Annotated in this window: 20 protein-coding genes; 18 read left to right on the top strand and 2 right to left on the bottom strand. The window is 39.4% G+C overall.

Annotated features, from left to right (window positions below; genetic code table 11):
• The first annotated feature begins 11 nt into the window (after window positions 1–11).
• The 3 genes from B7708_RS03890 (at window position 12) to B7708_RS03880 (ending at window position 6,394) form a co-directional block, all read left to right on the top strand.
• The gene (locus B7708_RS03890) at window positions 12–1,094 is read left to right on the top strand and encodes a carbamoyl phosphate synthase small subunit (protein ID WP_061416555.1); all 1,083 of its coding nucleotides are present in this window, start codon (window positions 12–14) and stop codon (window positions 1,092–1,094) included.
• Between the two features lie 563 nt (window positions 1,095–1,657).
• Window positions 1,658–4,834 (top strand): carbamoyl-phosphate synthase large subunit, encoded by a 3,177-nt coding sequence (gene carB, locus B7708_RS03885; protein ID WP_084973895.1) that lies wholly within the window; start codon window positions 1,658–1,660, stop codon window positions 4,832–4,834.
• 216 nt (window positions 4,835–5,050) lie between these two features.
• Window positions 5,051–6,394, top strand: coding sequence for an Nramp family divalent metal transporter (locus tag B7708_RS03880; RefSeq protein WP_084973893.1), 1,344 nt, complete (start codon window positions 5,051–5,053; stop codon window positions 6,392–6,394).
• 104 nt (window positions 6,395–6,498) lie between these two features.
• Here B7708_RS03880 and B7708_RS03875 read toward each other — a convergent pair whose 3' ends face one another.
• The gene (locus tag B7708_RS03875; protein WP_000710762.1) at window positions 6,499–6,741 is read right to left on the bottom strand and encodes a type B 50S ribosomal protein L31; all 243 of its coding nucleotides are present in this window, start codon (window positions 6,739–6,741) and stop codon (window positions 6,499–6,501) included.
• 92 nt (window positions 6,742–6,833) lie between these two features.
• Entirely contained in the window at window positions 6,834–7,772 is a 939-nt protein-coding gene (locus B7708_RS03870) for a DHH family phosphoesterase (protein WP_084973891.1), read from the bottom strand.
• A 103-nt stretch (window positions 7,773–7,875) separates the two neighbouring features.
• Here B7708_RS03870 and B7708_RS03865 point away from each other — a divergent pair, with 103 nt between their 5' ends.
• The 15 genes from B7708_RS03865 (at window position 7,876) to B7708_RS03800 (ending at window position 22,668) form a co-directional block, all read left to right on the top strand.
• Window positions 7,876–8,319, top strand: a complete 444-nt coding sequence (locus B7708_RS03865) for a flavodoxin (RefSeq protein ID WP_001162124.1) — start codon at window positions 7,876–7,878, stop codon at window positions 8,317–8,319.
• A gap of 117 nt (window positions 8,320–8,436) precedes the next feature.
• Window positions 8,437–8,703, top strand: a complete 267-nt coding sequence (locus tag B7708_RS03860; RefSeq protein ID WP_084973890.1) for a chorismate mutase — start codon at window positions 8,437–8,439, stop codon at window positions 8,701–8,703.
• Window positions 8,700–9,074, top strand: coding sequence for a fluoride efflux transporter CrcB (gene crcB, locus B7708_RS03855; protein ID WP_084973888.1), 375 nt, complete (start codon window positions 8,700–8,702; stop codon window positions 9,072–9,074). Before B7708_RS03860 ends, crcB (B7708_RS03855) begins: the two co-directional genes overlap by 4 nt.
• Window positions 9,068–9,415, top strand: coding sequence for a fluoride efflux transporter CrcB (gene crcB / locus B7708_RS03850; RefSeq protein WP_084973886.1), 348 nt, complete (start codon window positions 9,068–9,070; stop codon window positions 9,413–9,415). Before crcB (B7708_RS03855) ends, crcB (B7708_RS03850) begins: the two co-directional genes overlap by 7 nt.
• Window positions 9,416–9,484: 69 nt before the next feature.
• Window positions 9,485–9,652 (top strand): hypothetical protein, encoded by a 168-nt coding sequence (locus B7708_RS09930; protein ID WP_002892762.1) that lies wholly within the window; start codon window positions 9,485–9,487, stop codon window positions 9,650–9,652.
• A 3-nt stretch (window positions 9,653–9,655) separates the two neighbouring features.
• On the top strand, window positions 9,656–10,522 hold the full coding sequence (locus tag B7708_RS03845; RefSeq protein WP_084973884.1) for a replication initiator protein A: 867 nt from the start codon (window positions 9,656–9,658) through the stop codon (window positions 10,520–10,522).
• Between the two features lie 45 nt (window positions 10,523–10,567).
• A complete protein-coding gene (locus B7708_RS10040) occupies window positions 10,568–10,834 on the top strand; it encodes a thiopurine S-methyltransferase (RefSeq protein ID WP_084973882.1) in 267 nt (88 codons plus the stop codon).
• Between the two features lie 438 nt (window positions 10,835–11,272).
• Entirely contained in the window at window positions 11,273–11,590 is a 318-nt protein-coding gene (locus tag B7708_RS03835; protein ID WP_084973880.1) for a hypothetical protein, read from the top strand.
• Between the two features lie 253 nt (window positions 11,591–11,843).
• A complete protein-coding gene (locus B7708_RS03830) occupies window positions 11,844–14,441 on the top strand; it encodes an SEC10/PgrA surface exclusion domain-containing protein (RefSeq protein WP_084973878.1) in 2,598 nt (865 codons plus the stop codon).
• Window positions 14,442–14,584: 143 nt separating this feature from the next.
• Window positions 14,585–18,370, top strand: coding sequence for an SspB-related isopeptide-forming adhesin (locus tag B7708_RS03825; RefSeq protein ID WP_084973876.1), 3,786 nt, complete (start codon window positions 14,585–14,587; stop codon window positions 18,368–18,370).
• A 71-nt stretch (window positions 18,371–18,441) separates the two neighbouring features.
• A complete protein-coding gene (locus B7708_RS03820) occupies window positions 18,442–18,864 on the top strand; it encodes a hypothetical protein (protein ID WP_084973873.1) in 423 nt (140 codons plus the stop codon).
• A gap of 57 nt (window positions 18,865–18,921) precedes the next feature.
• Entirely contained in the window at window positions 18,922–19,173 is a 252-nt protein-coding gene (locus B7708_RS03815) for a hypothetical protein (RefSeq protein WP_239822458.1), read from the top strand.
• 9 nt (window positions 19,174–19,182) lie between these two features.
• Window positions 19,183–19,932: a hypothetical protein gene (locus tag B7708_RS03810; protein WP_001046960.1), complete on the top strand. Its 750-nt coding sequence runs from the start codon at window positions 19,183–19,185 to the stop codon at window positions 19,930–19,932.
• 56 nt (window positions 19,933–19,988) lie between these two features.
• Window positions 19,989–20,363 (top strand): hypothetical protein, encoded by a 375-nt coding sequence (locus B7708_RS03805; RefSeq protein WP_000719645.1) that lies wholly within the window; start codon window positions 19,989–19,991, stop codon window positions 20,361–20,363.
• Window positions 20,305–22,668 (top strand): VirB4-like conjugal transfer ATPase, CD1110 family, encoded by a 2,364-nt coding sequence (locus B7708_RS03800; protein WP_084973871.1) that lies wholly within the window; start codon window positions 20,305–20,307, stop codon window positions 22,666–22,668. Before B7708_RS03805 ends, B7708_RS03800 begins: the two co-directional genes overlap by 59 nt.
• Window positions 22,669–22,677 lie beyond the last annotated feature (9 nt).

Here is a 22,677-nt window from a genome sequence, read left to right as displayed (position 1 = left end):
GAGGTGAGTAGATGAAAAAACGACTTCTAGTATTAGAAGATGGTACAGTATTTGAAGGCAAGGCCTTCGGAGCAGATATTGACGTAACGGGGGAAATCGTCTTTAATACAGGGATGACTGGTTACCAAGAGTCTATAACAGACCAGTCTTACAATGGACAAATCTTAACCTTTACCTACCCTTTGGTGGGAAATTATGGAATTAACCGTGACGACTACGAATCTATCAATCCTACCTGTAAGGGAGTAGTAGTTTTTGAAGAAGCGCGTAGAGCCAGCAACTGGCGCAATCAAATGACCTTGGATGAATTCTTGAAAGCGAAGAAAATCCCAGGTATCTCAGGAATTGATACCCGGGCTTTGACAAAAATTATCCGTAAGCATGGTACCATGCGTGCAACCCTTACGCATGTTGGTGATACGATGGACCATATCATAGACCAGCTCCAAGCGACAGTTCTACCGACAGATAATATCAAGCAAGTCTCTACTAAGACAGCTTATCCTGCTCCTGGAGTTGGATTGAGTGTCGTATTGGTAGACTTTGGTCTCAAACACTCCATCTTACGCGAACTATCTAAGCGTAACTGTAACGTGACCGTTGTTCCATACACAACAACAGCAGAAGAGATTCTCCATCTCCATCCTGACGGGGTCATGTTGTCAAACGGTCCAGGAAATCCAGAAGATGTTCCTCAGGCACTTGATATGATTCGTGGTGTGCAAGGGAAAATTCCAATCTTTGGTATCTGTATGGGACATCAACTTTTTGCTATGGCAAATGGTGCCAAGACCTACAAGATGAAGTTTGGTCACCGTGGATTTAACCACGCGGTGCGTGAAATTGCAACAGGCCGAGTAGACTTTACTAGCCAGAACCATGGTTATGCGGTTAGCCGTGAGGATTTGCCAGAGCATTTGATTATTACCCACGAAGAAATCAATGACAAGTCAGTTGAGGGTGTGCGTCACAGATACCAACCAGGTTTCTCTGTGCAATTCCACCCAGATGCAGCTCCAGGACCGCACGATGCAAGCTATCTCTTTGATGAATTTATCGAAATGATGGAGTCGTTTAAATCTGCTAATCGCTGATATAGGAAACTCTGTCAGAGGCTTGTCGAATAAAAAGGCAAGTCCTTTCTTTTAGTTGAGCAATGAGATGCTGAAAATTTTTACACTCGATTTATTATTGAAAAATCATCGGAGAATTTATTTAATGGCAACCTGAGAGTTGCCGAATAGAAAGGCAGGTCGTTTCTTTTAGTCGCTATTAGGCGAACTAAAAACTCCCTGCACTAGATTTTTTATCGAAAAATATCGTTTCGCTAAAAAATCGTCGGAGAATTTATTTAATGGCAACCCGAGAGTTGCCGAATAGAAAGGCAGGTCGTTTCTTTTAGTCGCTATCAGGCGAACTAAAAACTCCCTGCACTAGATTTTTTATCGAAAAATATCGTTTCTCTAAAAAATCGTCGGAGAATTTATTTAATGGCAACCCGAGAGTTGCCGAATAGAAAGGAGAAGATACATTGTTCGCGGAAGTGAACACGCCCTAAGAACTGTGTGAAAAAGATAAACATCGTCTTGACGCTGAAGGCGTCTGCACCGAGTTTCCTATTTTCACTTTGTTCTTGACAGGCTTTGTATCATAAACTATGCCTAAACGTACTGATATTCAAAAAATTATGGTGATTGGTTCTGGTCCGATTATTATTGGTCAAGCTGCTGAGTTTGACTATGCTGGGACTCAGGCCTGCTTGTCGTTGAAAGAGGAAGGTTATGAAGTTGTCTTGGTGAACTCAAACCCTGCAACTATCATGACGGATAAGGAGATTGCGGACAAGGTCTACATCGAACCGATTACACTCGAGTTTGTGACACGTATTCTCCGTAAGGAACGTCCTGATGCTCTGCTTCCAACTCTTGGTGGGCAAACAGGGCTCAATATGGCCATGGAATTGTCTAAAAACGGAATTTTAGATGAACTTGGTGTTGAACTTCTCGGGACTAAACTATCTGCCATTGACCAAGCAGAGGACCGTGACCTCTTTAAACAATTGATGGAAGAACTTGAGCAACCAATTCCTGAATCTGAAATTGTCAACACAGTTGAAGAAGCTGTTGCCTTTGCAGCGACAATTGGTTACCCAGTCATCGTCCGTCCAGCCTTTACCCTAGGTGGTACTGGTGGTGGTATGTGTGCCAACGAGGAAGAATTGCGTGAAATCGCTGAAAATGGTTTGAAGTTGTCACCTGTTACCCAATGTTTGATTGAGCGTTCCATTGCAGGTTTCAAGGAAATCGAATACGAAGTCATGCGCGACTCAGCTGATAATGCTTTGGTTGTTTGTAACATGGAAAACTTTGACCCAGTTGGGATTCACACAGGGGATTCCATCGTATTCGCCCCTGCGCAAACCATGTCAGACTATGAAAATCAAATGCTTCGTGATGCCAGCTTGAGCATCATTCGCGCCCTCAAGATTGAAGGTGGATGTAATGTCCAGCTAGCACTTGATCCCCACAGCTTCAAGTACTATGTTATCGAAGTAAACCCTCGTGTATCGCGTTCTTCTGCCCTTGCATCTAAGGCAACAGGTTATCCGATTGCTAAGTTGGCTGCTAAGATTGCAGTAGGATTGACTCTAGATGAGGTTATCAACCCAGTTACAGGTTCAACCTATGCCATGTTTGAACCAGCCCTTGACTATGTGGTTGCTAAGATTCCACGTTTCCCATTTGACAAGTTTGAAAAAGGGGAACGTCGTCTCGGTACCCAGATGAAGGCTACTGGAGAAGTCATGGCTATCGGTCGTAACATCGAGGAATCTCTTCTTAAAGCCTGTCGCTCACTCGAAATTGGGGTGCACCACAACGAAATGCCGGAACTTACAGATGTTGCAGATGATGCCTTGATTGAAAAGGTTGTCAAAGCCCAAGATGATCGCCTCTTCTACGTATCAGAAGCCATTCGCCGTGGTTATACACCAGAAGAAATTGCTGAATTGACCAAGATTGATATCTTTTATCTTGATAAACTCTTGCATATCTTTGAAATCGAGCAAGAATTAGGTGCTCGTCCACAAGATCTAGAGGTTTTGAAAATAGCTAAACTAAATGGCTTCTCAGACCGTAAGATTGCTGAACTCTGGGAAACGACAGCTGATCAAGTTCGTCAACTTCGTTTAGAAAACAAGATTGTTCCAGTTTATAAGATGGTAGATACTTGTGCCGCAGAATTTGAATCAGAAACACCATACTTTTACTCAACATATGGTTGGGAAAATGAATCTATCAAATCTGATAAGGAATCTGTACTTGTCCTAGGTTCAGGTCCAATCCGTATCGGACAAGGAGTTGAGTTTGACTACGCAACCGTTCACTCTGTTAAGGCTATTCAGGCTGCTGGCTATGAAGCCATCATCATGAACTCAAACCCAGAGACCGTTTCTACAGACTTCTCGGTATCTGACAAGCTCTACTTTGAACCGTTGACTTTCGAAGATGTTATGAATGTTATCGACTTGGAGCAACCAAAAGGTGTTATTGTTCAGTTTGGTGGTCAAACAGCTATCAACCTTGCGGAGCCATTGGCAAAAGCAGGTGTGACCATCCTTGGTACGCAAGTCGCTGACCTAGACCGTGCAGAAGACCGTGACCTCTTCGAGCAAGCCCTTAAAGACTTGGATATTCCACAGCCACCAGGTCAAACGGCTACCAATGAAGAAGAAGCAGTGCTTGCAGCTCGCAAGATTGGTTTCCCAGTCCTTGTTCGCCCATCTTATGTCTTGGGTGGACGTGCCATGGAAATCGTTGAAAACGAAGAGGACCTCCGTTCTTACATGCGTACCGCTGTTAAGGCTAGTCCAGACCACCCAGTTCTTGTTGACTCTTACATCATTGGGCAAGAGTGTGAAGTTGATGCCATTTCAGACGGAGAAAATGTCCTTATCCCTGGTATCATGGAACATATCGAACGTGCTGGTGTCCATTCAGGTGACTCAATGGCCGTTTACCCACCACAAACCTTGTCGCAAAAGGTTCAGGAAACCATCGCAGACTACACCAAACGCCTAGCAATTGGTCTTAACTGTCTTGGCATGATGAACATCCAGTTTGTCATCAAGGATGAAAAAGTCTATGTTATTGAGGTGAACCCACGTGCCAGCCGTACGGTTCCATTCCTTTCAAAAGTAACCAATATCCCTATGGCTCAGGTAGCGACTAAGTTGATTCTTGGTCAAAACCTTGGAGAACTTGGTTACCAAGATGGCCTTTACCCTGAAAGCACTCGCGTTCACATCAAGGCTCCAGTCTTCTCCTTCACCAAGTTAGCTAAGGTAGATAGCTTGCTCGGTCCTGAAATGAAGTCAACAGGTGAAGTTATGGGTTCTGATACGACTTTGGAAAAAGCTCTCTATAAGGCCTTTGAAGCTTCTTACCTACACTTACCAACCTTTGGTAATGTTGTATTCACCATCGCTGATGATGCCAAAGATGAAGCCTTGGATTTGGCTCGTCGTTTCCAAAATATCGGCTACGGTATCCTCGCGACAGAAGGGACAGCAACCTTCTTTGCCAGTCATGGACTTCAAGCCCAACCTGTTGGTAAGATTGGTGACGATGAACAGGATATCCCAAGCTTTGTTCGCAAAGGGAAAATCCAAGCGATTATCAATACTGTCGGAACCAAACGAACTGCTGACGAAGATGGTGAGCAAATTCGCCGTTCAGCCATTGAACACGGTGTGCCCCTCTTTACAGCCCTAGATACAGCTAATGCCATGCTCAAGGTGCTGGAAAGCCGTAGCTTTGTCACAGAAGCAATCTAGTTGAGAAAGAATTTTCACAGTTTTAAAGCCAGCGTCAGAAAACGCTGGCTTTTGCAATACAGATATTGCTTATTTGAACTATCATTCTTTCCTTAAGAATCATTCTAAATTGTGATATAATAAGGAAGAATTGGAAATAGGAAACTATTTTCATGATATTTTCAAAAATTCCATTAAGAAAATAGGTAAAGACAGATTAGAAAGTGTAAAATTCCGATGTCTTATTACAAAAAAGTCTCTCTTTCTGAGATCAACCAATCTATTGAAACTCCGAATAACAATCATTTTTGGCAAAATCTAAAAGCTTTTTTAGGACCTGGAGCTCTTGTAGCAGTTGGCTACATGGATCCTGGAAACTGGATTACCAGCGTGGTTGGTGGTGCTTCCTACAAGTATAGTCTCTTATTTGTTATTTTGATTTCCTCCATCATTGCTATGCAGTTACAACAGATGGCTGGAAAGCTCGGTATCGTAACTAAGATGGACCTAGCACAGGCAACAGCTCATCATGCTCCCAAGTGGCTTCGCTATAGTCTGTGGGTGATTTTAGAATTAGCTTTAATGGCGACAGACTTAGCTGAGGTTCTAGGGTCAGCGATTGCCTTAAATCTTTTATTTAAAATACCGATTATGGTTGCTATTCTCTTAACCGTTTTAGATGTATTTTTATTACTTTTATTGATGAAATTTGGTTTCAAAAAAATTGAGGCCATTGTTACGACTCTTATTTTAACCATATTGGCCATCTTTACCTATCTTGTGGTCTTATCCAGTCCAAGTATTCAGGGGATTATTGGTGGTTATTTACCGACTTCAACACTATTTGAAACACCATTGCCAGGTCATGAAAGTCAATTGACCTTGGCTCTAGGGATTGTAGGAGCGACAGTCATGCCCCATAATCTCTATCTCCATTCTTCTCTATCCCAAACAAGGAAAATCAACCACAAAGATAAGAAGGACGTTCGAAAAGCTGTGCGTTTTATGACCTGGGATTCAAATCTACAGTTGTCCCTAGCTTTTATTGTCAATTCCTTACTTCTCATTTTAGGGGCCTCTCTCTTTTTTGGTCATGCGTCTGAAATTTCAGCTTTCTCTCAAATGTACAATGCTTTACAGGATTCGACAATAGCAGGAGCGATAGCCAGCTCAACTCTGTCAACTTTATTTGCTCTGGCCCTCTTAGCAAGCGGACAAAATTCTACTATTACAGGTACCTTGACAGGACAGATCGTTATGGAAGGTTTCTTGCATCTGAAATTGCCTCAGTGGATTATCCGTATCGGTACACGTATTTTTGCCTTGCTACCTGTGATTATTGTCGCCGTTTTGTTTGGGCATCAAGAAAAAACCTTGGATCAGTTATTGGTCTATTCACAGGTCTTTCTTTCTATCGCTCTTCCGTTTTCAATCTTCCCCTTGATTTATCTGACCTCTAAGAAGTCACTGATGGGAGAATTTACCAATGCCAAGTGGAACACGATCCTAGGTTACGCAGTTTCAATCATCTTAACCATTCTCAATATCAAGCTTCTTTTCGATATTTTTAAACTCATTTGAAATCAATCATAGTATCAGCGTGAAGGTCGACAAAGAGAAAGTAGTAGTGGTTGATTCATGAAAAGAAGCAAAAAAAAGAACAGTTGAAACTGTTCTTTTTATGATTATTTGAGACCGTATTTTTTGTTGAAACGATCCACGCGTCCATCTGCTTGAGTGAACTTTTGACGTCCAGTGTAGAATGGGTGTGAGTCTGATGAAATTTCCACACGGATCAATGGGTAAGTTTCGCCTTCGAACTCAACAGTTTCGTTAGAGCGTTTTGTTGAACCGCTAAGGAATTTGTAACCAGTAGTTGTGTCCATGAAGACAACTGGGCGATATTCTGGATGGATATCTTTTTTCATTTTGCAATATTTCCTTTCTGCCATGGTCTCTTTGCGAGCCATAGATTGTTACCTTACTAGTCTATCAGATTCTGATAAGTTTGGCAAGTCTTTTATTTGTTTTTAAACAAGTTTTTTAGTTTTTGGTAGATGATTTCGTTTTCTTCTAGACTATAGGAATTGGCGCCACTGGCTAATGGGTGTCCTCCTCCGTCGTGTTCTTTGGCAATTTCATTGATGGGAGTGATTTTACTGCGCATACGCACACGGAAGTGGCCATCAGCTTGTTCAACAAAGATGGCCCAAGCCTTAACTGTATCGATTCGACCAGGCGCTCCGACAATCGCCGCTGTTTCAGCATCCGTAACCTTATATTTTTCCAGGATTTCTTGAGTAAGTAGAACGCGTGCGGCTCCATTCTCATCAACTTCTAAGTGATCATAAACATACCCTTGCAGTTTTGCAATCTTGAAGTTCATGGTATCCATTTGACGAGACAATCCAGCAAAGTCAAAATCAAGTTCTCGGAGCTGGCCAGCTATTCTAAATGTACGAGCACTAGTTGACGGGTAGAGAAAACGCCCTGTGTCCCCGACAATTCCTGCATAGAGAAGTCGTGCCGCTTCACTAGATAAAGCTAGCTGATTTTCTTGAGCAAATAATGCAATCATCTCACTAGCACTGCTTGAACTTGTATCCACCCAAGATAGGTCACCATAGATATCATCATTTGGATGGTGATCGATTTTGATGGTGAAAGCGGCTTGTTCGTAGCGTTTATCATCGATACGAGGACGATTCGCTGTATCACAAATAATAGCAAGAGCTCCTTGGTAGTCCCTGTCTGGGACAGTATCCATTTCCGCCATCCAAGTTAGAGTTGGTTCGTTAAAACCGACTGCTTTGATGGTCTTTTCTGGAAAATGGTGTGTGAGAAGAGCTTTTAAACCTACCTGACTCCCTATGGCATCAGGATCTGGTTTCATATGACGATGAATGATAATGGTATCGTATTCTTTGATTTTCTCTAAAATTTGCTGGCAAATTTCCATAAATAACCTCAATTCTTTCTCATTTCATTGTAGCACAAGAATTTTTATTTTTAAAATGAAAAAGATATGATATAATGGAGAAAGATAAATTGAGGAGGACGATATGGCATTAGCAAAAATTGTATTTGCCAGTATGACCGGTAATACCGAAGAAATTGCAGATATTGTAGCAGATAAATTGCGTGACTTGGGTTTGGATGTCGATGTGGATGAATGTACGACTGTTGACGCTTCAGACTTCTTGGAGGCGGACATCGCAATCGTTGCAACATATACTTACGGTGATGGAGAATTGCCAGATGAGATGATGGACTTCTACGAAGACCTAGCAGACCTCAACTTGAATGGCAAAATCTACGGAGTGGTCGGTTCAGGAGATACCTTCTACGACGAATTCTGTAAGGCTGTCGATGACTTTGATCGTGTATTTGTAGCGACAGGAGCAGAAAAAGGTTCAGAGTGTGTTAAAGTGGACCTTTCTGCTGAAGATGAAGACATCGAACGCTTGGAACAATTCGCAGAAGAATTGGCTGCAAAAGTAGGATAGAACTTAAATTGCGCTGACTGGAAGAAGTCAGTGCGTTTTTTTATTAGTTTTTTTGGGATTTTACTAGCCTATTTGGTGGCTTTTTGATACAATAATTCAAATAAAGGAGGAGATGCCATGGATTTAGATATGATTCGGCAAGAAATTGATCAGATCGACGACCAAATCGTCAAGCTCCTAGAAGAACGGATGCACTTAGTTGAAGGGGTTGTCGCTTATAAGAAAGCATCTGGTAAGCCAATCTTAGATTCTAAGAGAGAAGAAGTTATTTTTGAAAAAGTCAAAAATCGTGTAGAAGACAAGCGCTATCAAGAGACTATTGTCGCAACTTTTTCGGACATACTCAAACGTTCGCGTGATTATCAGGATCAAAACATCAAATGAAAAAAGAAGAATTCTATCCGCTCGGAATTTTTCTGGCTGCAATAGTGGGAGGCCTTGTCCGCTACTTGGTTTCCACTTGGTTACCAGCCAGCCCAGACTTTCCTTGGGGGACCCTCCTTGTCAACTATCTGGGCATTTTCTGCTTGGTCTATCTGGTGAAAGGCTATCTGGTCTATAAGGGAACTAGTAAAGGCTTGGTTTTAGCACTGGGGACGGGTTTTTGCGGAGGTTTAACAACCTTTTCTAGTCTAATGCTTGATGCCGTGAAACTGCTTGATACCGGGCGTTATCTTAGCTTAATCATCTATCTGCTTTTGAGTATTGGAGGAGGTCTGCTCTTGGCTTATGTTCTAGGGAGGAAGAAATGGTAATCGTTTATCTTGCAATCGCCTGCGGGTTCGGAGCTCTGGTGCGTTATTTCTTTTCCCGCTATAATCAAGCTTCAAAATTACCACTCGGAACGCTCATAGCCAATCTTCTAGGCTGTTTTTTGATTGGCTTGCTCTACAATCATGTAGAGTCTAAGGAAATCTATGCTATCCTAGCGACAGGTTTTTGTGGTGGGTTAACGACCTTTTCAACCTTGAATGACGAGCTGCAAAGACTATTCAGTGACAAGAAAGTGTTTTATAGCTATTTTCTTTTAACTTACATAGGTGGTTTTCTAGCGATTTTTTTAGGAATTCTGCTATGTAAGTGTCTAGTGTTTTGAGGTAAATAGAAAATATTGAGTTAACGGAAAATTCCGTTAGCTCTTTTTTGTGTTTTGGGAGATAAAATTATGAGACGAAAAAGTAAGGAGAGAATTTCAAGAGAGATGATAATCCAGTTTTTGATGAAGGAAACAGGTTCAACACGAAAAGAAATAATAGCAAGTATAGAAGAACTTGAGGCCTTTGGATTGATAGGATTTAACGTGAACGGTGACTTTAGACTGAAAGAGGTGTAATTGATGAGACAAATTCAGTTTATTAGTGCCAGTCATTATCAGACATCTGATCGCTTTTATGCCTTACCAAAGGTTTTGTTTGAAAATCCTATTTATGAAGATATGAGGTTAGATGCAAAAGTCGCTTATGCTATGCTTAAAGATAGACTAGATCTTTCTTTCAAGAATAATTGGATTGATGAAGATGGAAATATCTATTTGGTATATTCTAACTCTAATTTGATGAAGATCCTTAACTGTTCAAAATCTACCCTATTAAGAATTAAGAAGCAACTCACAGAGTATGGATTAATTCATGAGGTTCAACAATCTACAAGTAAATCAGGAAATCTAGCTAATCGAATTTACCTTGGTCTCTTGCAAGATGACACAGTTGCTAGAATGGTTGATAAATCAGGTGATTTCAAATCTGACACTAGGGGGGTGTCAGATTTAGACCAAGGGGGTGTCAAAAAAACACCAGGGGGGTGTCAGATTTATACGGGGCTGGTGTCAGATTTAGCCCCTAACGATACTGAATATAGTGAGACTAATAGCAATGACACTGAATTAGTTATTTCTGAGGAGGACGAGGAGAGATTCCCTAAAAATTCCCAAAATAATAAACAAGACAGTCTTTCCAGAAAAGTTGATAAAGCTAGCAGGTATGATAAGGATTATATCTATGATTTAGTTTATTCTCAGCTGTTAGAAGAAAATTACTCAGATACGATGGCGGCTTATATCATGATGCCATTTGAAGAACGTTATAGATATGCTTTAGAAAATATGCGATTTGCCCGTTCATCAGAAGTGATTGCTGAATACGTTTATAATGGTTTACTTGCAATTTATAATAGTAACACTAGAAAATGTATGGAAAACAATTGAAAATAAATTTATCAAAAACATGCTAAAAGAAAGAGAGGTAACTTTATGGGATTGTTTAATAACCAAGAGAGAATTTACAGAGGGCAAGCTATGAAGGCTACACCTTCCCAACCAGTTCAAGAGATTCAAATGATTGTAGTGTATTTTGATGGTAGCCTAGAGAGTATTAATATCACTTTCAACTTGGAGGAACTAGTAAAATTGGTATCTAGTTCATTTGAAACAGGGACAAGTATGAATTTTACATCAGTATCCCCACCGTTTTCTATTAATCCTCGATGGGTGAAGAAGATAATTTATCATACAAAATAAGGATAGGAGATTACCATGCTAGTAGATTGTCCAATGTGTGATACAGAGTTCGATTCTGCTGAGGAATGCGGATTCTGTCCGTGTTGTGGAGAAGATTACGATTCTTTAGTGAGTGAAAACTAGAATTAAGATAGCCCCATATTTCTAAAATATTTGACCTGAGCAAGTCAGAAAACTACTTTTGACCTTTGAAAATTGAATACCCCCACTGTCCCGATTAGCGCAGTCTAGGCATAAAAAGAAGAATAGGGGCGGTGTGTAGCTAGAAAGTATATCTAGTGCTGACTGCATTATGTAAAGTCACGGTTGACTTGTCCCGTAAGACGAAAGAGTTTGCGATTTCTAAACTATAAATCGTGCGTAAAAAACACAGTAGAGATGTACGGCATCAACTCGGCATGGCTGTAAATCAGCCTTTGATTCAAAAAGGAGGATAATATGAATCAAATAAAATCAACTAGTGAGGTTACACTCACTGACTTAAGACGACTAGGTTTGCAAGGTGATGTAACTGCACGGCTTGCAAGTGGTGAAGAAATGAAATTAACTAGTAAGCATGGTCTTATTCCTAAAAAAGGATATGTGGCAGGAAAACTTCAAACCGTTGAAATGATTGCAGAATACTCTAAAATCTATAGAGATATACGCACTATTAAACGTGGAGATATTTTAGTTGCCAGACGAATTAAGCAAGGAAATAAAACTATCTTACAGCTAAGCGGTAAAGGTTATCACCGACCTAGCGGTAAAATTTAACAGATAGAGTCCTCATCTATCTGTTTTGGGGAGCAAGGAACTGTATCTTTGTTGCTGAAAGCAGATAGGTGATGTTATGAAAAGGTGAAGAAATGAGTACTATACAGATAATATTTACAGTTATTCTTTTAGCCTCTGGGATTCTAGTATATATGACTTTTATCCCAAATAAATTGTCTGATAAAATTTCACGAGAACTAAAAGACTATTCAAATAAGCATTATTTTAAGTAATATCAAAAAGGAGAAATCAAATGGAAATGATGAATGAAGTTAAGAAATTTATGTTGGCTAGCGCAATTGCAACCGCAGCGGTTGGAGTAACGACTCAGGCTTCCGCAGAAGAAGTAAAGCCTGCAGAGCCAATTTCAGGGAGCCAACAGAAGACAGCAACTCAAAAAACAATTACAGAAACCGATATCGTTATCTCCAAAGCAAATGTGGAACAGGCAAGCTCAGTTGTAGAAACCCAGGAGGAGATTGTAAAAACAGCTCAAAACGAGGTAAACGATGCAGAGAAAGTAGTAGAAGAAGCTACAGAAGCTGTCACTCAAGCGGAGAAAGTTGTCCAGGAAGCTACTCCTAAAAATATCCAGGATGCAAAAGAAGATGTCTCTGCAAAAGAGGTTGCTGAGAAGAAGGCTCAAGAAGAACTTTCCTCTGCTGAAGAGGAACAAAAGCTAGCTGAAAATAATGTTACTGATCAGGAAGCAAATGTCACAGAAGCTACGAGAAAGCTTGCTGACAAAACAGAAGAAGTTACAGATGCAGAACAAATTGTAGCTGAAAAACAAGCTATTTTAGACGGCACTGGAGTTGCGGGCATTGTTGCTAATGCTGAAGCAACTAAGCGAAACTTAGAAATGAGCGAAGAAGCTGAATCACAAGCTCGAGAGGATTTGAAACTAGCTAAAAAAGCAGATGACCAACGTGCTTCTGAACTGAAACAGGCAGAAGATGAAGTAACGACTACAGAAGCAACTAGATTAGTGAAAGCGGAGAAACTAGATCAAGCAACCACTCACGCTACTAACGTTGAAAATCAGTATCGAGTAGCTAAAGAGAATCTATCTAAGGCTCAAAGTATCCTGGATAGTTTGACAACGACCTCTATCACTTATCCTGCTGGCTATGTAGAAGCTTTAAAGGCTTACTTCAATAACCCCACTGAAGAAAATTCAAATAAGTTACAAGAAATTGCCAAGAAAGGAATGACTGCTGCTGGATTTAGCTCGCCAGATGGTGGTGAGACTTATTACGGCAATCCAAACTCTCCATTTAAGCAGAGTGAAGTAGATAAAAAGACTGTGATTGCTGATGTCAATCATTTATCTGCTGAAGTTCAAGATGAACTTGCTATTTTCAATGCCCATTTGATTAATGATTTCCGTCGATTGATGGGAACAGATGATATTCCAGTTTTAGTGAATCGAGATATGCAGAAAGTGGCACAGAAAGCAACTCAACTATCTACTAATCAGTACGGCCATGACCTAGATGCTTTGAATACAGTTGCGAAAGAAGTTGGTTTGAATCAAGGTAATCAAGGTCTACTTGCTGAAAACATAGGTTTCCAAAATGCAGATAATGTAGTAACATTAGCTGACCTGAAACAACAGGCTTACAACAACATGGTTATGATGCTGTTTTATGATAAGCACGCTGATTGGGGCCATGCTTTAAACTTTGCAGGACTTGATCGTAAGTCAGTCACGCTACAATATATCGGTGTAGCAACCCGAAAGACAGATCTTGGTTTGGTTGCGATGCACTATGTTGGAACAGATTCTAAAACAATTGATTTGCTGAAAAATGGTTTCCATCAAAATGTTAAAATTGATACTAAGAACAATCTAGCTAGTCTTCAGGAAAGAATTCAAGTAGCTAGAAATTCTGTGGCACAGGCTCAGGATACTTATGATACTGTGGAAACGAATCGTAAGGATGCACAAGCTAGAAAAGAACAAGCACAGACAGAATATACTCAAGCAGAAGTTACTGCGCAAAATGCAGTGACTAATCGTAATGATATTCAGAATATTGCTTTAAAAACTCCTGAAGCAGAAGCTAAGTTAAAGAAGGCGGAGGCAAACCTTGAAAAAGCTGGTTTAGAAAACAAGCAAGCGCAAGAGGCTTTGGAACAGTTGAATGCAGACGTACAAAACAAACGTGAAGCACTTGCGTTAGCTAAAGATAAACTAGCTGAAAAACAAACTGAATGGAAATCACTGAATGAAGCTTTGACTGCTGAGAAAGAGGCATTGATTACTAAACAAGGTGAACTTACTCGAATTAAAGAACTTGTCCTCAATCGTCAAGCCTTACTTTCAGAAATAACTGAAGCCTTGAAAGCATCAAAAGAGCGAGTGGAAATTTTAAAGAACGCCCCTCAGCTCTTAGAAAATGCAAAAATTAATCTTGAAGCTGCTCAAGAAGTTTTGAAAGGAAAGAAATCCGTTCTTGAGTTAGCACTAGCAAAATTAGAAACTGCAAAAGCAGAACAAAGAAAGGTATTAGAGGCTCATAAAGAGTTGTTGTCGGCTTATCGTGATTATCTGGAAGCACAACTGGAAATCGAGCGTCAAGAAAAATTGGCTGCTCAGAAAGCTAGTATTGAACTAGCTGGAGGTCATCCGATTCCAGTATTTCAAAATGGTAAGATTGTGAAGTATGTGCAAGAACAAGTTGAAAAACAAGCATCAGAAGTGAAAAATCCAGTCTATCAAGCACCTGCTGCAACATACGAATTACCTAAAACAGGGGAAAAAACTTCTAGTCTTTGGTTCTTGGGGATGGTAACTATGTCACTTTTAAGTTTGTTGAAAATCAAACGAGAATTTAAGGAAAACTAAATTAATTAAAGTCATCAAGATTTCTTGGTGACTTTTTGATTGGAGAAAGAAATGAAAATTATACATTTTAGGGCAAGAGATCCTTCAAATTATATCGAAAGCGAATAATATTGAATACTATATTAAAAGTTAAAGGAGAAATCATGAAATTCGATAATGAAACAAGAGCATTCGGATCAATCCGAAAAACAAGACGTTGGGGAACGTGTGGAGTAATTCTTGGTCTAGCTGCCTTGGGCTTGATAACTAGTCCAGTTAGAGCAGATGAACGAGTAAATCCAAATCCTGCTACAAATGCAAAAAGTTTACAAGACTCTCCAACGGTGGATTCTACAAAAGACCAAGGTAGTTCAGAAAAATCAATAGGTTCTATTGAAGTTACTGTTAACCGAGAAAAAGTAGAGTCTGCGGTATCTGCTGCAAAAAAAGCAGGTTTAATTGTGAAAGAAACTGAAGTTGATGGTGGTTTGGTGACTAATTCTGATGAGTTAGCTAAGAAAACTGCTGAAATTGAGTCTAGTTACGACAAGCAAGCAACCACTATTGTAGACGAGTCTGAGAAAGTAGAAACTCGTAAAAAGGAAAAGCAAGACTCTTATGACAAAGCTAAAGATCAGTATGATAAAGACTTAGCTGAGTACAATCGCAAGTTAGCTGAGCTAAGAGGTCAGAGAGTTCAAGGTGGCGCAAACGGTGTTACTATCTATGGTGAATTTGATGAGTCGAAACGTGGCTCATTGGATTACTATTCTAAGTTAACAGCAGTATTCGATGCCAATCCAGAATTGGAAGTTGTGGATGGTGCTTTAAGTGCAAATAAAAACACAACTCTTACTTTGGATAAAGATTTGCAACATGATCGTTTAGAGAATAAAGACTTCTATGGGCATTCAGACTCGAAAGGGACTTATGGTGGTTCTGTATTTACGGGTATCAAACAAGGTTCTACCTTTACTTTACATAATGTAGGTAAGACTAAAACAGGTAAAACCATTTCTGCAAGATTTGTGGCTCGTAATAATCCTATACCAGAGCATAAAATTGTAGGTAATCCTTCAACTTATACTCGTTTGAATGTTTGGTGGAATAAAGTTAAAGCTGATACAGATACTTCTTCTGTGAACTTTAATCCTTACAATTACTCTAACGTTGAGTGGGATATTCATTACTATGATGAGAAAACAGGTAAACCTATCGACTTAGGTTTAATCTCTATTTACTCTGATTTAGATTTTGGGCAAGCTGTTAGACATACTTATGGAGATAATAGTACAGGTGTTGTAATCAATCCATCAGGTTCGTCTGTTAGAGAAACTACAGTTAATGGGAAAACCTATTGGATGGGTGTAAAAGCTGATGGTGTGTATAAGCAGGATGATCCAAGTGGGTTGAACCTCTATAAGGCAGGTGACCCTTACTATACCGATGTAGATGATTACAATTCTATTCCAGAGGGTTCTATTGTAAGTGTTGATCATGGTTCTGTTCAACATTTGACTTACTTAAAATACGGAGATAAACCTTTCAGTACCTATACAGAGGCACAATCGTCTACTTATCGTAAGTATTGGAATGATCGTAGACGTGCAGACGGAAAACCAGAGGATACTGATGATGAAATCTTTTCATCAGGGTTTGCGTTCCAACTCTGGGGTGGTCGCTCTGTCATTAATCAACTAGAGGAGCCAAAACCACCACTTAAACCAAGTGAGTCTACAACACCAAGAGAAGTTGAAGTTACTTACACTCGCTTGAGAACTACACCTACTGTAGAAAAGTTAGTTAAGAACTCTGCAGGTACAAATGTAAATAATTCGTCAGTACCTAAGTTATCAGAAGTTGTTTGGGAGTTGGAAACTAAACCTCTTGCAGCAAACAGAAAAGAAACTACAATTTATGAACTAACAGACAACCTACCTCAAGGATATCGTTTAGATTTAGCAAAAACTGTAGCTCAAAACCAAGACTTTACTGTAACCTATGATAAAGATAAACATCAGTTGAAAGGTTCACTTAAAGCTGAAGGTTTAGTGAAAGTAAATACTGATTTAAGTAAAGCCTATAAAACTCCAGTTCTTAAGGTTTATGGTACAGTAACAAATGATGGTGCAACTTATAAGAATAACTTCCATTTGAACTTGAACAATGAGTTTGAGTCTTATTCAAATATTGTTAAGGTAACAACCCCAGGTAAACCGAATGATCCAGACAATCCGAATAACAACTTAATCAAGCCTCTTAAACACAATCATAACAAGGATGGTGTTATCATCGATGGAAAGACAGTTCTAGCTGGTTCAACGAATTACTACCATATAACCTTGGATTATGATCAGTATAAAGGGATAAAGGCAGATCCATCTGCTATTCTAAAAGGCTTTGGTGCGATTGATGATTATCCAGAAGAGGCAGTGACTATTAATAAATCAGATATTCGTTATATTGATAGCGAAGGAAAAGAAGTTTCTGGTATTTCAGTGTATCAGTACGATTCTATTGAAGCTGTTGATAATGATAAGGTTAAAGCCTTTCTAGAGAGTTCTGAAATTAAGCCTAAGGGAGCTTTCCAAGTATTTTTAGTGGATGATCCGGAAGCTTATTTTAAGCAATATATCAAAGCAGGAAAATCTGTTACAATTATTGATCCAATGGTAACTAAGGAAGAACTGCGAAATACAGGAAAATCATTTGAGAATACAGCTTATCAAGTTGATTTCGGTAACGGATATAAAACTGATACAGTTGTTAATAATGTTCCTACTGTTAAACCAACCAAGAAGAATCTGAACAAAGCGGGTGTCGACATTGATGGGAAACAAGTCTTGGCAGGAACAGTCAACTACTACACGGTAACTGCAGATTATAGCCAATACAAGGGCATTGAAGCGGATAAAGATCGTATTGGCAAAGGATTCTACATCGTTGATGATTATCCAGAAGAAGCTGTTACGATTAATCAGGATGGTGTTCAAGTGACTGATTCAAAAGGTCGAGTGGTTAAAGGTTTGAAAATGGCTCTTTATGAAAGTCTAGAAAAGGCCCCATCAAGTGTACAAGAAGCCTTGAAGTCTAGAAATTTCACTCCGAAAGGTGCGATTCAAGTATTTGAGGCGGAGAATCCAGAGGAATTCTACAAGACTTACGTTCAAACAGGAGAAGTTCTGACGATTACTAATCCAATGACTGTTAAGAAGGAGTTGGGTCAAACAGGTGGTAAGTATGAGAATACAGCCTACCAAATTGATTTTGGGATGGCCTATGTAACTGAAACAGTAGTCAATAATGTTCCAAAGATTGAACCGAAGAAAGATGTTGTAATCGATCATCTAAGCAAAGAAAGCTTGGATGGAAAAGAGGTCAAACTGAATCAAACATTTAATTATAAATTAGTTGGTTCCTTGATTCCAAAAGATCGCTCAGAACAGTTATTTGAGTATAAATTTAGCGATGACTACGATGAAACACATGATGATTATCAAAGTGTTTACAAGGTATTTGCTGCTGTAGATTTTGAAACAAGTGATGGCCAAAAATTCAAAGCTGGTGATGAATTAACTAAGTTCACAAGCCAAGTGGTAGACAAGGCTAAAGGTAAAGTAGATATTAGCTTTGATGATGCTTTCTTGAAGTCAATTTTAGATACATCAGAGTTTCAAGCAGAAGTATATCTACAAATGACACGCATTCAGTCAGGAACAGTAGAAAATACTTACTATCATACAGTTAACGGTGTGGAAGTTGCTTCCAATACGGTTGTGACTCATACTCCAGAAGAGCCCAAAACTCCTGAAGAATATCCGCAACAACCAGAACGAAGCTTGCCATCTACAGGTGAGCAGGCTTCTGCAGAATTGCTGTTAGCTGGTCTGGCAATGGGGGGTGCTGCTGCAGGATTGCTACACAGTAAACGTAAGAAAAAAGAAGCTTAGAACACTCTAAGCCCCTTTTAAATAAGCTATTTTTATGGTATAATAATGATAAATCGTGGAGGAGTAGGATTATGAAATTTGGGAGTGATTTTTCCTGGTTATGGGTAGCTATTATTAGAATTTTTACGGCTCCCTTTTATATCATTCTTTGGTGTATTAATTTCGTAAAATCAGTTTTTGGAGTTATTATATTTTGGATTGTATCTAAATGCTGTGTTGGATTAGCCATGTTTTTGCCATTCTGGCTTTTGATTGATATTTTACATTGGGTTAGTCCTTCAGTAGGGGATGATGTTTTTCGGTGGTATGGAATTCATGTTATGGGCTTTGTTCAACGTGCTTGGATTGATGGCGCAGTTCGTGAATTTCCAATTCCTGCAGGCGGAACTAATTTCATTCCATATCCACATATTGAGATTCCTATTATGATTGTACTTGCTCTTCTGGTAGCTACTATTCGGACGATTTATCGTGAGGAATTTGATGAACTATAAAAATAGAATCGTGCTAAGCACTGTAGGTAATCTCTACAGTGCTTTTTATTATAAAAAATGAAATTAAAAGAGGTAAAACAAATGGAAATCATTACAAAAATTATTACTGGTCTAGGTGTTGTTGGAACAATTACAGGTCTTATTTGGATTTGGAATGGTGCAATTGACTTTATTCAAGGAAGAAAGAATAAAGACAAGCAGAGACAGGATGATGGTTCTGATTCTATGGTTAATGGTGCGTATCTGGCCGTAGCTTCTGCGGGAATTGCAGCCGCAATCGTTGCAGCATTATCACAGCTAAAATTTTAGGAGTAGCCTATGAATTTAGATATTAGAGAGTTGACTAGCTCTCTTTCCAGTTACAGTTTTGATACTAACCAAGCTGTAACCATGATGGCCAATGCTGTCCGACCTATTGGGTATATCCTTTTAGGTCTTTTTTTCTGGTTTGAAATGGCATCATGGTCACAAATGGTCAAGTCGAGGGGAGGTGCGCTAACGCAGAAGATTTGGCTAGAGGCATTGATGAAGTATTTATTTGCTTTCATCTTGATTTCGGCCTCATCACAAATTTGTGATGCCATTCTGGAATTGCTTAATATTGTCGTGAAGGTAATTGCCCATGTAGTACCCTCACAACTTGATAAATATCAATATGCGCAAGGGGCGGTCAAAGGCTGGTTTGAAAAACTGATTTTTGGTCTAGTTGGCGGTTTAACTGAATTTATTGCTAATATTACGCTGGGAATCATCATCTTCTTACGATATTTAGATTTGTATATGCTCAAAGCCTTGGCTCCATTATTAGTGGCGTTCTTTATGATGGATTCCTTACGCTCTGTTACGATTAACTTCCTGAAATACTTTGCTGCTTCTGCCTTTATTGGAGTTGTTCTAATTGTGGTATCTGTTGTATATAACGGTTTAGTCACTACAGATATGTTAAAAGTTGCGGCAGGATCTAGTGGAAGTTGGGGAACAGCATTTGCTTCAATCGCTAAAGGTGTTATATACATCTTTACACTTGTTGGAACCAGTCGAAAAGCTAAGCAACTTTTAGGAGTGTAATCCATGTCTAGAAAAATTAGAATTGTTCAATGTGATTTTGTATGAAAGGAAAATAATTGAAAAAAATTGGATCAGAATTTTTAAGAGAATTTGAAACCGAGGACAGACCAATTTTATTTGGATTAACAGGTAGAATGATTGTTCTCTACGTATGTTTGATAATAGCTGTCTCAGGGACAATTACGATATATTTCTTTGGTTTACCTGATTGGTACATTTATCTTTGGGATGCTCTATTTGTAGTTCCTGGGGCAATGTACGGTACAGGCATGACCAAGCGAATGCGGATTAAAGAAAAAATCGATTTCTTTTTTCGAATCCAACAAAGAACCTATGAGACAGAATTTGGAAAGGTAGGAATGTATACGAAAGATGAGTTTATTCAAAAGCAAAAGAGAAAAACTAGAAAAAGCAGAAAAGAAAAAAATTGAGCGCTTGCGTCGTCAGATGAAACCTACGACACAAAATACTATCAATTATACACTACTACATGAAGACGGATTGATGCACATTGCACGTGAGAAGTATTCTCGGAGCTTTATGTTGGGAGATGCTTCTTATTCGACAGCTCAACAAGATGAAAAAGAGAGTATCATCGATACAACTATGGATGCTCTTAATTCACTGGATGAGGGCGGTAACTATCAACTCTTAGTAATCAACCGTAGAGTATCGGATAACTCCTTGCAGAATATCTTGTTTGAAGAAACAAACGATGGCTATGATGACTATCGTGAGGAGTTGAATGAGATGATTAAGGAGCGATTTACGACACACGCTAACAACTTCGAGGTACATAAGTATGTGACCATTTCAACGAACGCTGATGATCGAAAACAGGCTCAGTTGTTACTGCAAGATATAGGAGTTTCCCTGGGAACGCAATTTCAGGAATCTGATATTACATTTAAGGAAATGAATGGTTTAGATCGTTTAAAGGTCTTTTCTGAACTGTTACGAGATAACCCGTATGTCAATTTTGATTACAAAGAAATTGCTTTATCTGGTCTGCCAACGAAATCATTTATTGCTCCAAACCGGATTGAATTTCAGGAAAAACGGATGGTTATAGATGATCGTTGGTGTAAGGTGCTCTATGCACGTCGCTATCCTAACTGGATGTCTGATCGGCTTATTCGTGATTTAACGACACTGGGATTTGAATTGGCTATTACTATCCATGCAGAACCCTATGAGAATGTTGAAATCTTAGAGAAGATTGACGATGCAGAAACAGATGCTGAAATTGGAAAGTTACGTTCTAAACGTAAAGCTGCTCAATCTGGTATCTTTGATGATGCGGTCGTTGCTGGTCGTGACCAAGAAATCTCAGAAGCTACCAAGAAGTGGCGAGATGAGATTACTGAGTATGATCAGAAAATTTTCTCTGGCTTTATTGCAGTGTATTTTAAAGCAGATAGCCAGGAGGAACTACAACGTAATGAGCAGAAGATTAAGCGTGCTGGCCGTAAACTAGGGGTAGAATTTGAAGATCTCTATTATTACCAGGAAGAGGCTCTAAATACGATTTTACCTATCGGAGAGTGCTTCGTAAATGTGAAGAAAAATTTCATGAGAAAGATGACTACAGCTAATATTGCTACGCAAGTTCCTTTTACTAACGTGGATTTGAAGTCTGACAGCTCACATGCTCGCTACTATGGTCAAAATCAGTTATCAAACAATATCATTACACTGGATCGAAAACGTGATCTGAATACGGGTTCAGGTGTTGTGCTTGGTTCCTCTGGATCTGGTAAGTCTACTACGATTAAGGGTGGAGAAGTCATTCCAACTTTGCTGAAATATCCAGAAGATCGAGTAATTATTGTGGATCCCGAAGATGAATATTCTGATATTGGCCGTGCTTTCGGTGCTCAGATGGTGGATATTTCGATTGGTTCTAAAACACATATCAATCTTTTGGATCTACCAGACCTAGATCGTTTGGATGATGAGGATGACGATCCGATTGGAGATAAGGCAAACTTGTTGATGGGATTATTCGAATCGATTTTATCTGAGGTGACAGATGCACAGATTGGGATTATTGACCGTGTAACAGGTATGACTTATGAACGCTATTTGACAGATGATTTTACTCCAACGTTAAAAGAGTGGCACCAGGTATTGAAGGAACAACCAGAGCCAGAAGCTCAAGATTTAGCTTTGGCGGTAGAAACCTATACAACTGGTTCGCAAGATATTTTCGCTCACAATACAAACGTGGATCTCAATCATCGCTTTGTTATCTTTAATCTGAAGAAGTTGTCGCACAAGTTGAAGCCATTTGCATTGATGGTTATTCAGGATTATATCTGGAATCAAATTGTAGAAAATCAAGGGAAATGTACCACTTGGGTTTACTTTGATGAGATGCAGATTCTATTTAAAAATAAAGCCCAAGCAGACTTCTTTACTACACTGTATTCACGGATTCGGAAATACGGTGCGATTCCAACAGGAATTACCCAGAACGTAGAAACGCTAGCTGCTGTTGAAGAAGGTCGGAAGTTACTTTCAAATAGCGAGTTCATGATTTTGCTCAAACAAAAGCCCCAAGATCTGGCTATCTTAAAAGAGATTGTCAATCTGACTGACAAACAGATTCGCTACTTGGCACGGCCAAAAGCTAAAGGTACCGGCTTAATCGTAGCTGGGCCAGTTGTTGTGCCTTTTGAAAATCCAATACCAAAGAATACTAAGTTGTATAACTTAGTCGCAACGGACGCTTAGGAGTCTATT

Source organism: Streptococcus oralis subsp. dentisani, assembly GCF_002096615.1.
Taxonomy (GTDB): Bacteria; Bacillota; Bacilli; order Lactobacillales; family Streptococcaceae; genus Streptococcus; species Streptococcus oralis_U.
The sequence above is the reverse complement of the archived record's forward strand: the minus strand, read 5'-3'. Positions and strand labels throughout refer to the sequence as shown.

Bases quoted from the DNA above. Each gene is read 5' to 3' on its own strand.
- crcB (WP_084973888.1), top strand. From the start codon at position 8,700: ATGAAAAAAGAAGAATTCTATCCGCTCGGAATTTTTCTGGCTGCAATA.
- carB (WP_084973895.1), top strand. From the start codon at position 1,658: ATGCCTAAACGTACTGATATTCAAAAAATTATGGTGATTGGTTCTGGT.
- B7708_RS03845 (WP_084973884.1), top strand. From the start codon at position 9,656: ATGAGACAAATTCAGTTTATTAGTGCCAGTCATTATCAGACATCTGAT.
- B7708_RS03870 (WP_084973891.1), bottom strand. From the start codon at position 7,772: ATGGAAATTTGCCAGCAAATTTTAGAGAAAATCAAAGAATACGATACC.
- B7708_RS03835 (WP_084973880.1), top strand. From the start codon at position 11,273: ATGAATCAAATAAAATCAACTAGTGAGGTTACACTCACTGACTTAAGA.
- B7708_RS03875 (WP_000710762.1), bottom strand. From the start codon at position 6,741: ATGAAAAAAGATATCCATCCAGAATATCGCCCAGTTGTCTTCATGGAC.
- B7708_RS03860 (WP_084973890.1), top strand. From the start codon at position 8,437: ATGGATTTAGATATGATTCGGCAAGAAATTGATCAGATCGACGACCAA.
- B7708_RS03815 (WP_239822458.1), top strand. From the start codon at position 18,922: ATGAAATTAAAAGAGGTAAAACAAATGGAAATCATTACAAAAATTATT.
- crcB (WP_084973886.1), top strand. From the start codon at position 9,068: ATGGTAATCGTTTATCTTGCAATCGCCTGCGGGTTCGGAGCTCTGGTG.
- B7708_RS03810 (WP_001046960.1), top strand. From the start codon at position 19,183: ATGAATTTAGATATTAGAGAGTTGACTAGCTCTCTTTCCAGTTACAGT.
- B7708_RS03830 (WP_084973878.1), top strand. From the start codon at position 11,844: ATGGAAATGATGAATGAAGTTAAGAAATTTATGTTGGCTAGCGCAATT.
- B7708_RS03825 (WP_084973876.1), top strand. From the start codon at position 14,585: ATGAAATTCGATAATGAAACAAGAGCATTCGGATCAATCCGAAAAACA.
- B7708_RS03800 (WP_084973871.1), top strand. From the start codon at position 20,305: ATGAGTTTATTCAAAAGCAAAAGAGAAAAACTAGAAAAAGCAGAAAAG.
- B7708_RS03890 (WP_061416555.1), top strand. From the start codon at position 12: ATGAAAAAACGACTTCTAGTATTAGAAGATGGTACAGTATTTGAAGGC.
- B7708_RS03865 (WP_001162124.1), top strand. From the start codon at position 7,876: ATGGCATTAGCAAAAATTGTATTTGCCAGTATGACCGGTAATACCGAA.
- B7708_RS09930 (WP_002892762.1), top strand. From the start codon at position 9,485: ATGAGACGAAAAAGTAAGGAGAGAATTTCAAGAGAGATGATAATCCAG.
- B7708_RS03820 (WP_084973873.1), top strand. From the start codon at position 18,442: ATGAAATTTGGGAGTGATTTTTCCTGGTTATGGGTAGCTATTATTAGA.
- B7708_RS03880 (WP_084973893.1), top strand. From the start codon at position 5,051: ATGTCTTATTACAAAAAAGTCTCTCTTTCTGAGATCAACCAATCTATT.
- B7708_RS10040 (WP_084973882.1), top strand. From the start codon at position 10,568: ATGGGATTGTTTAATAACCAAGAGAGAATTTACAGAGGGCAAGCTATG.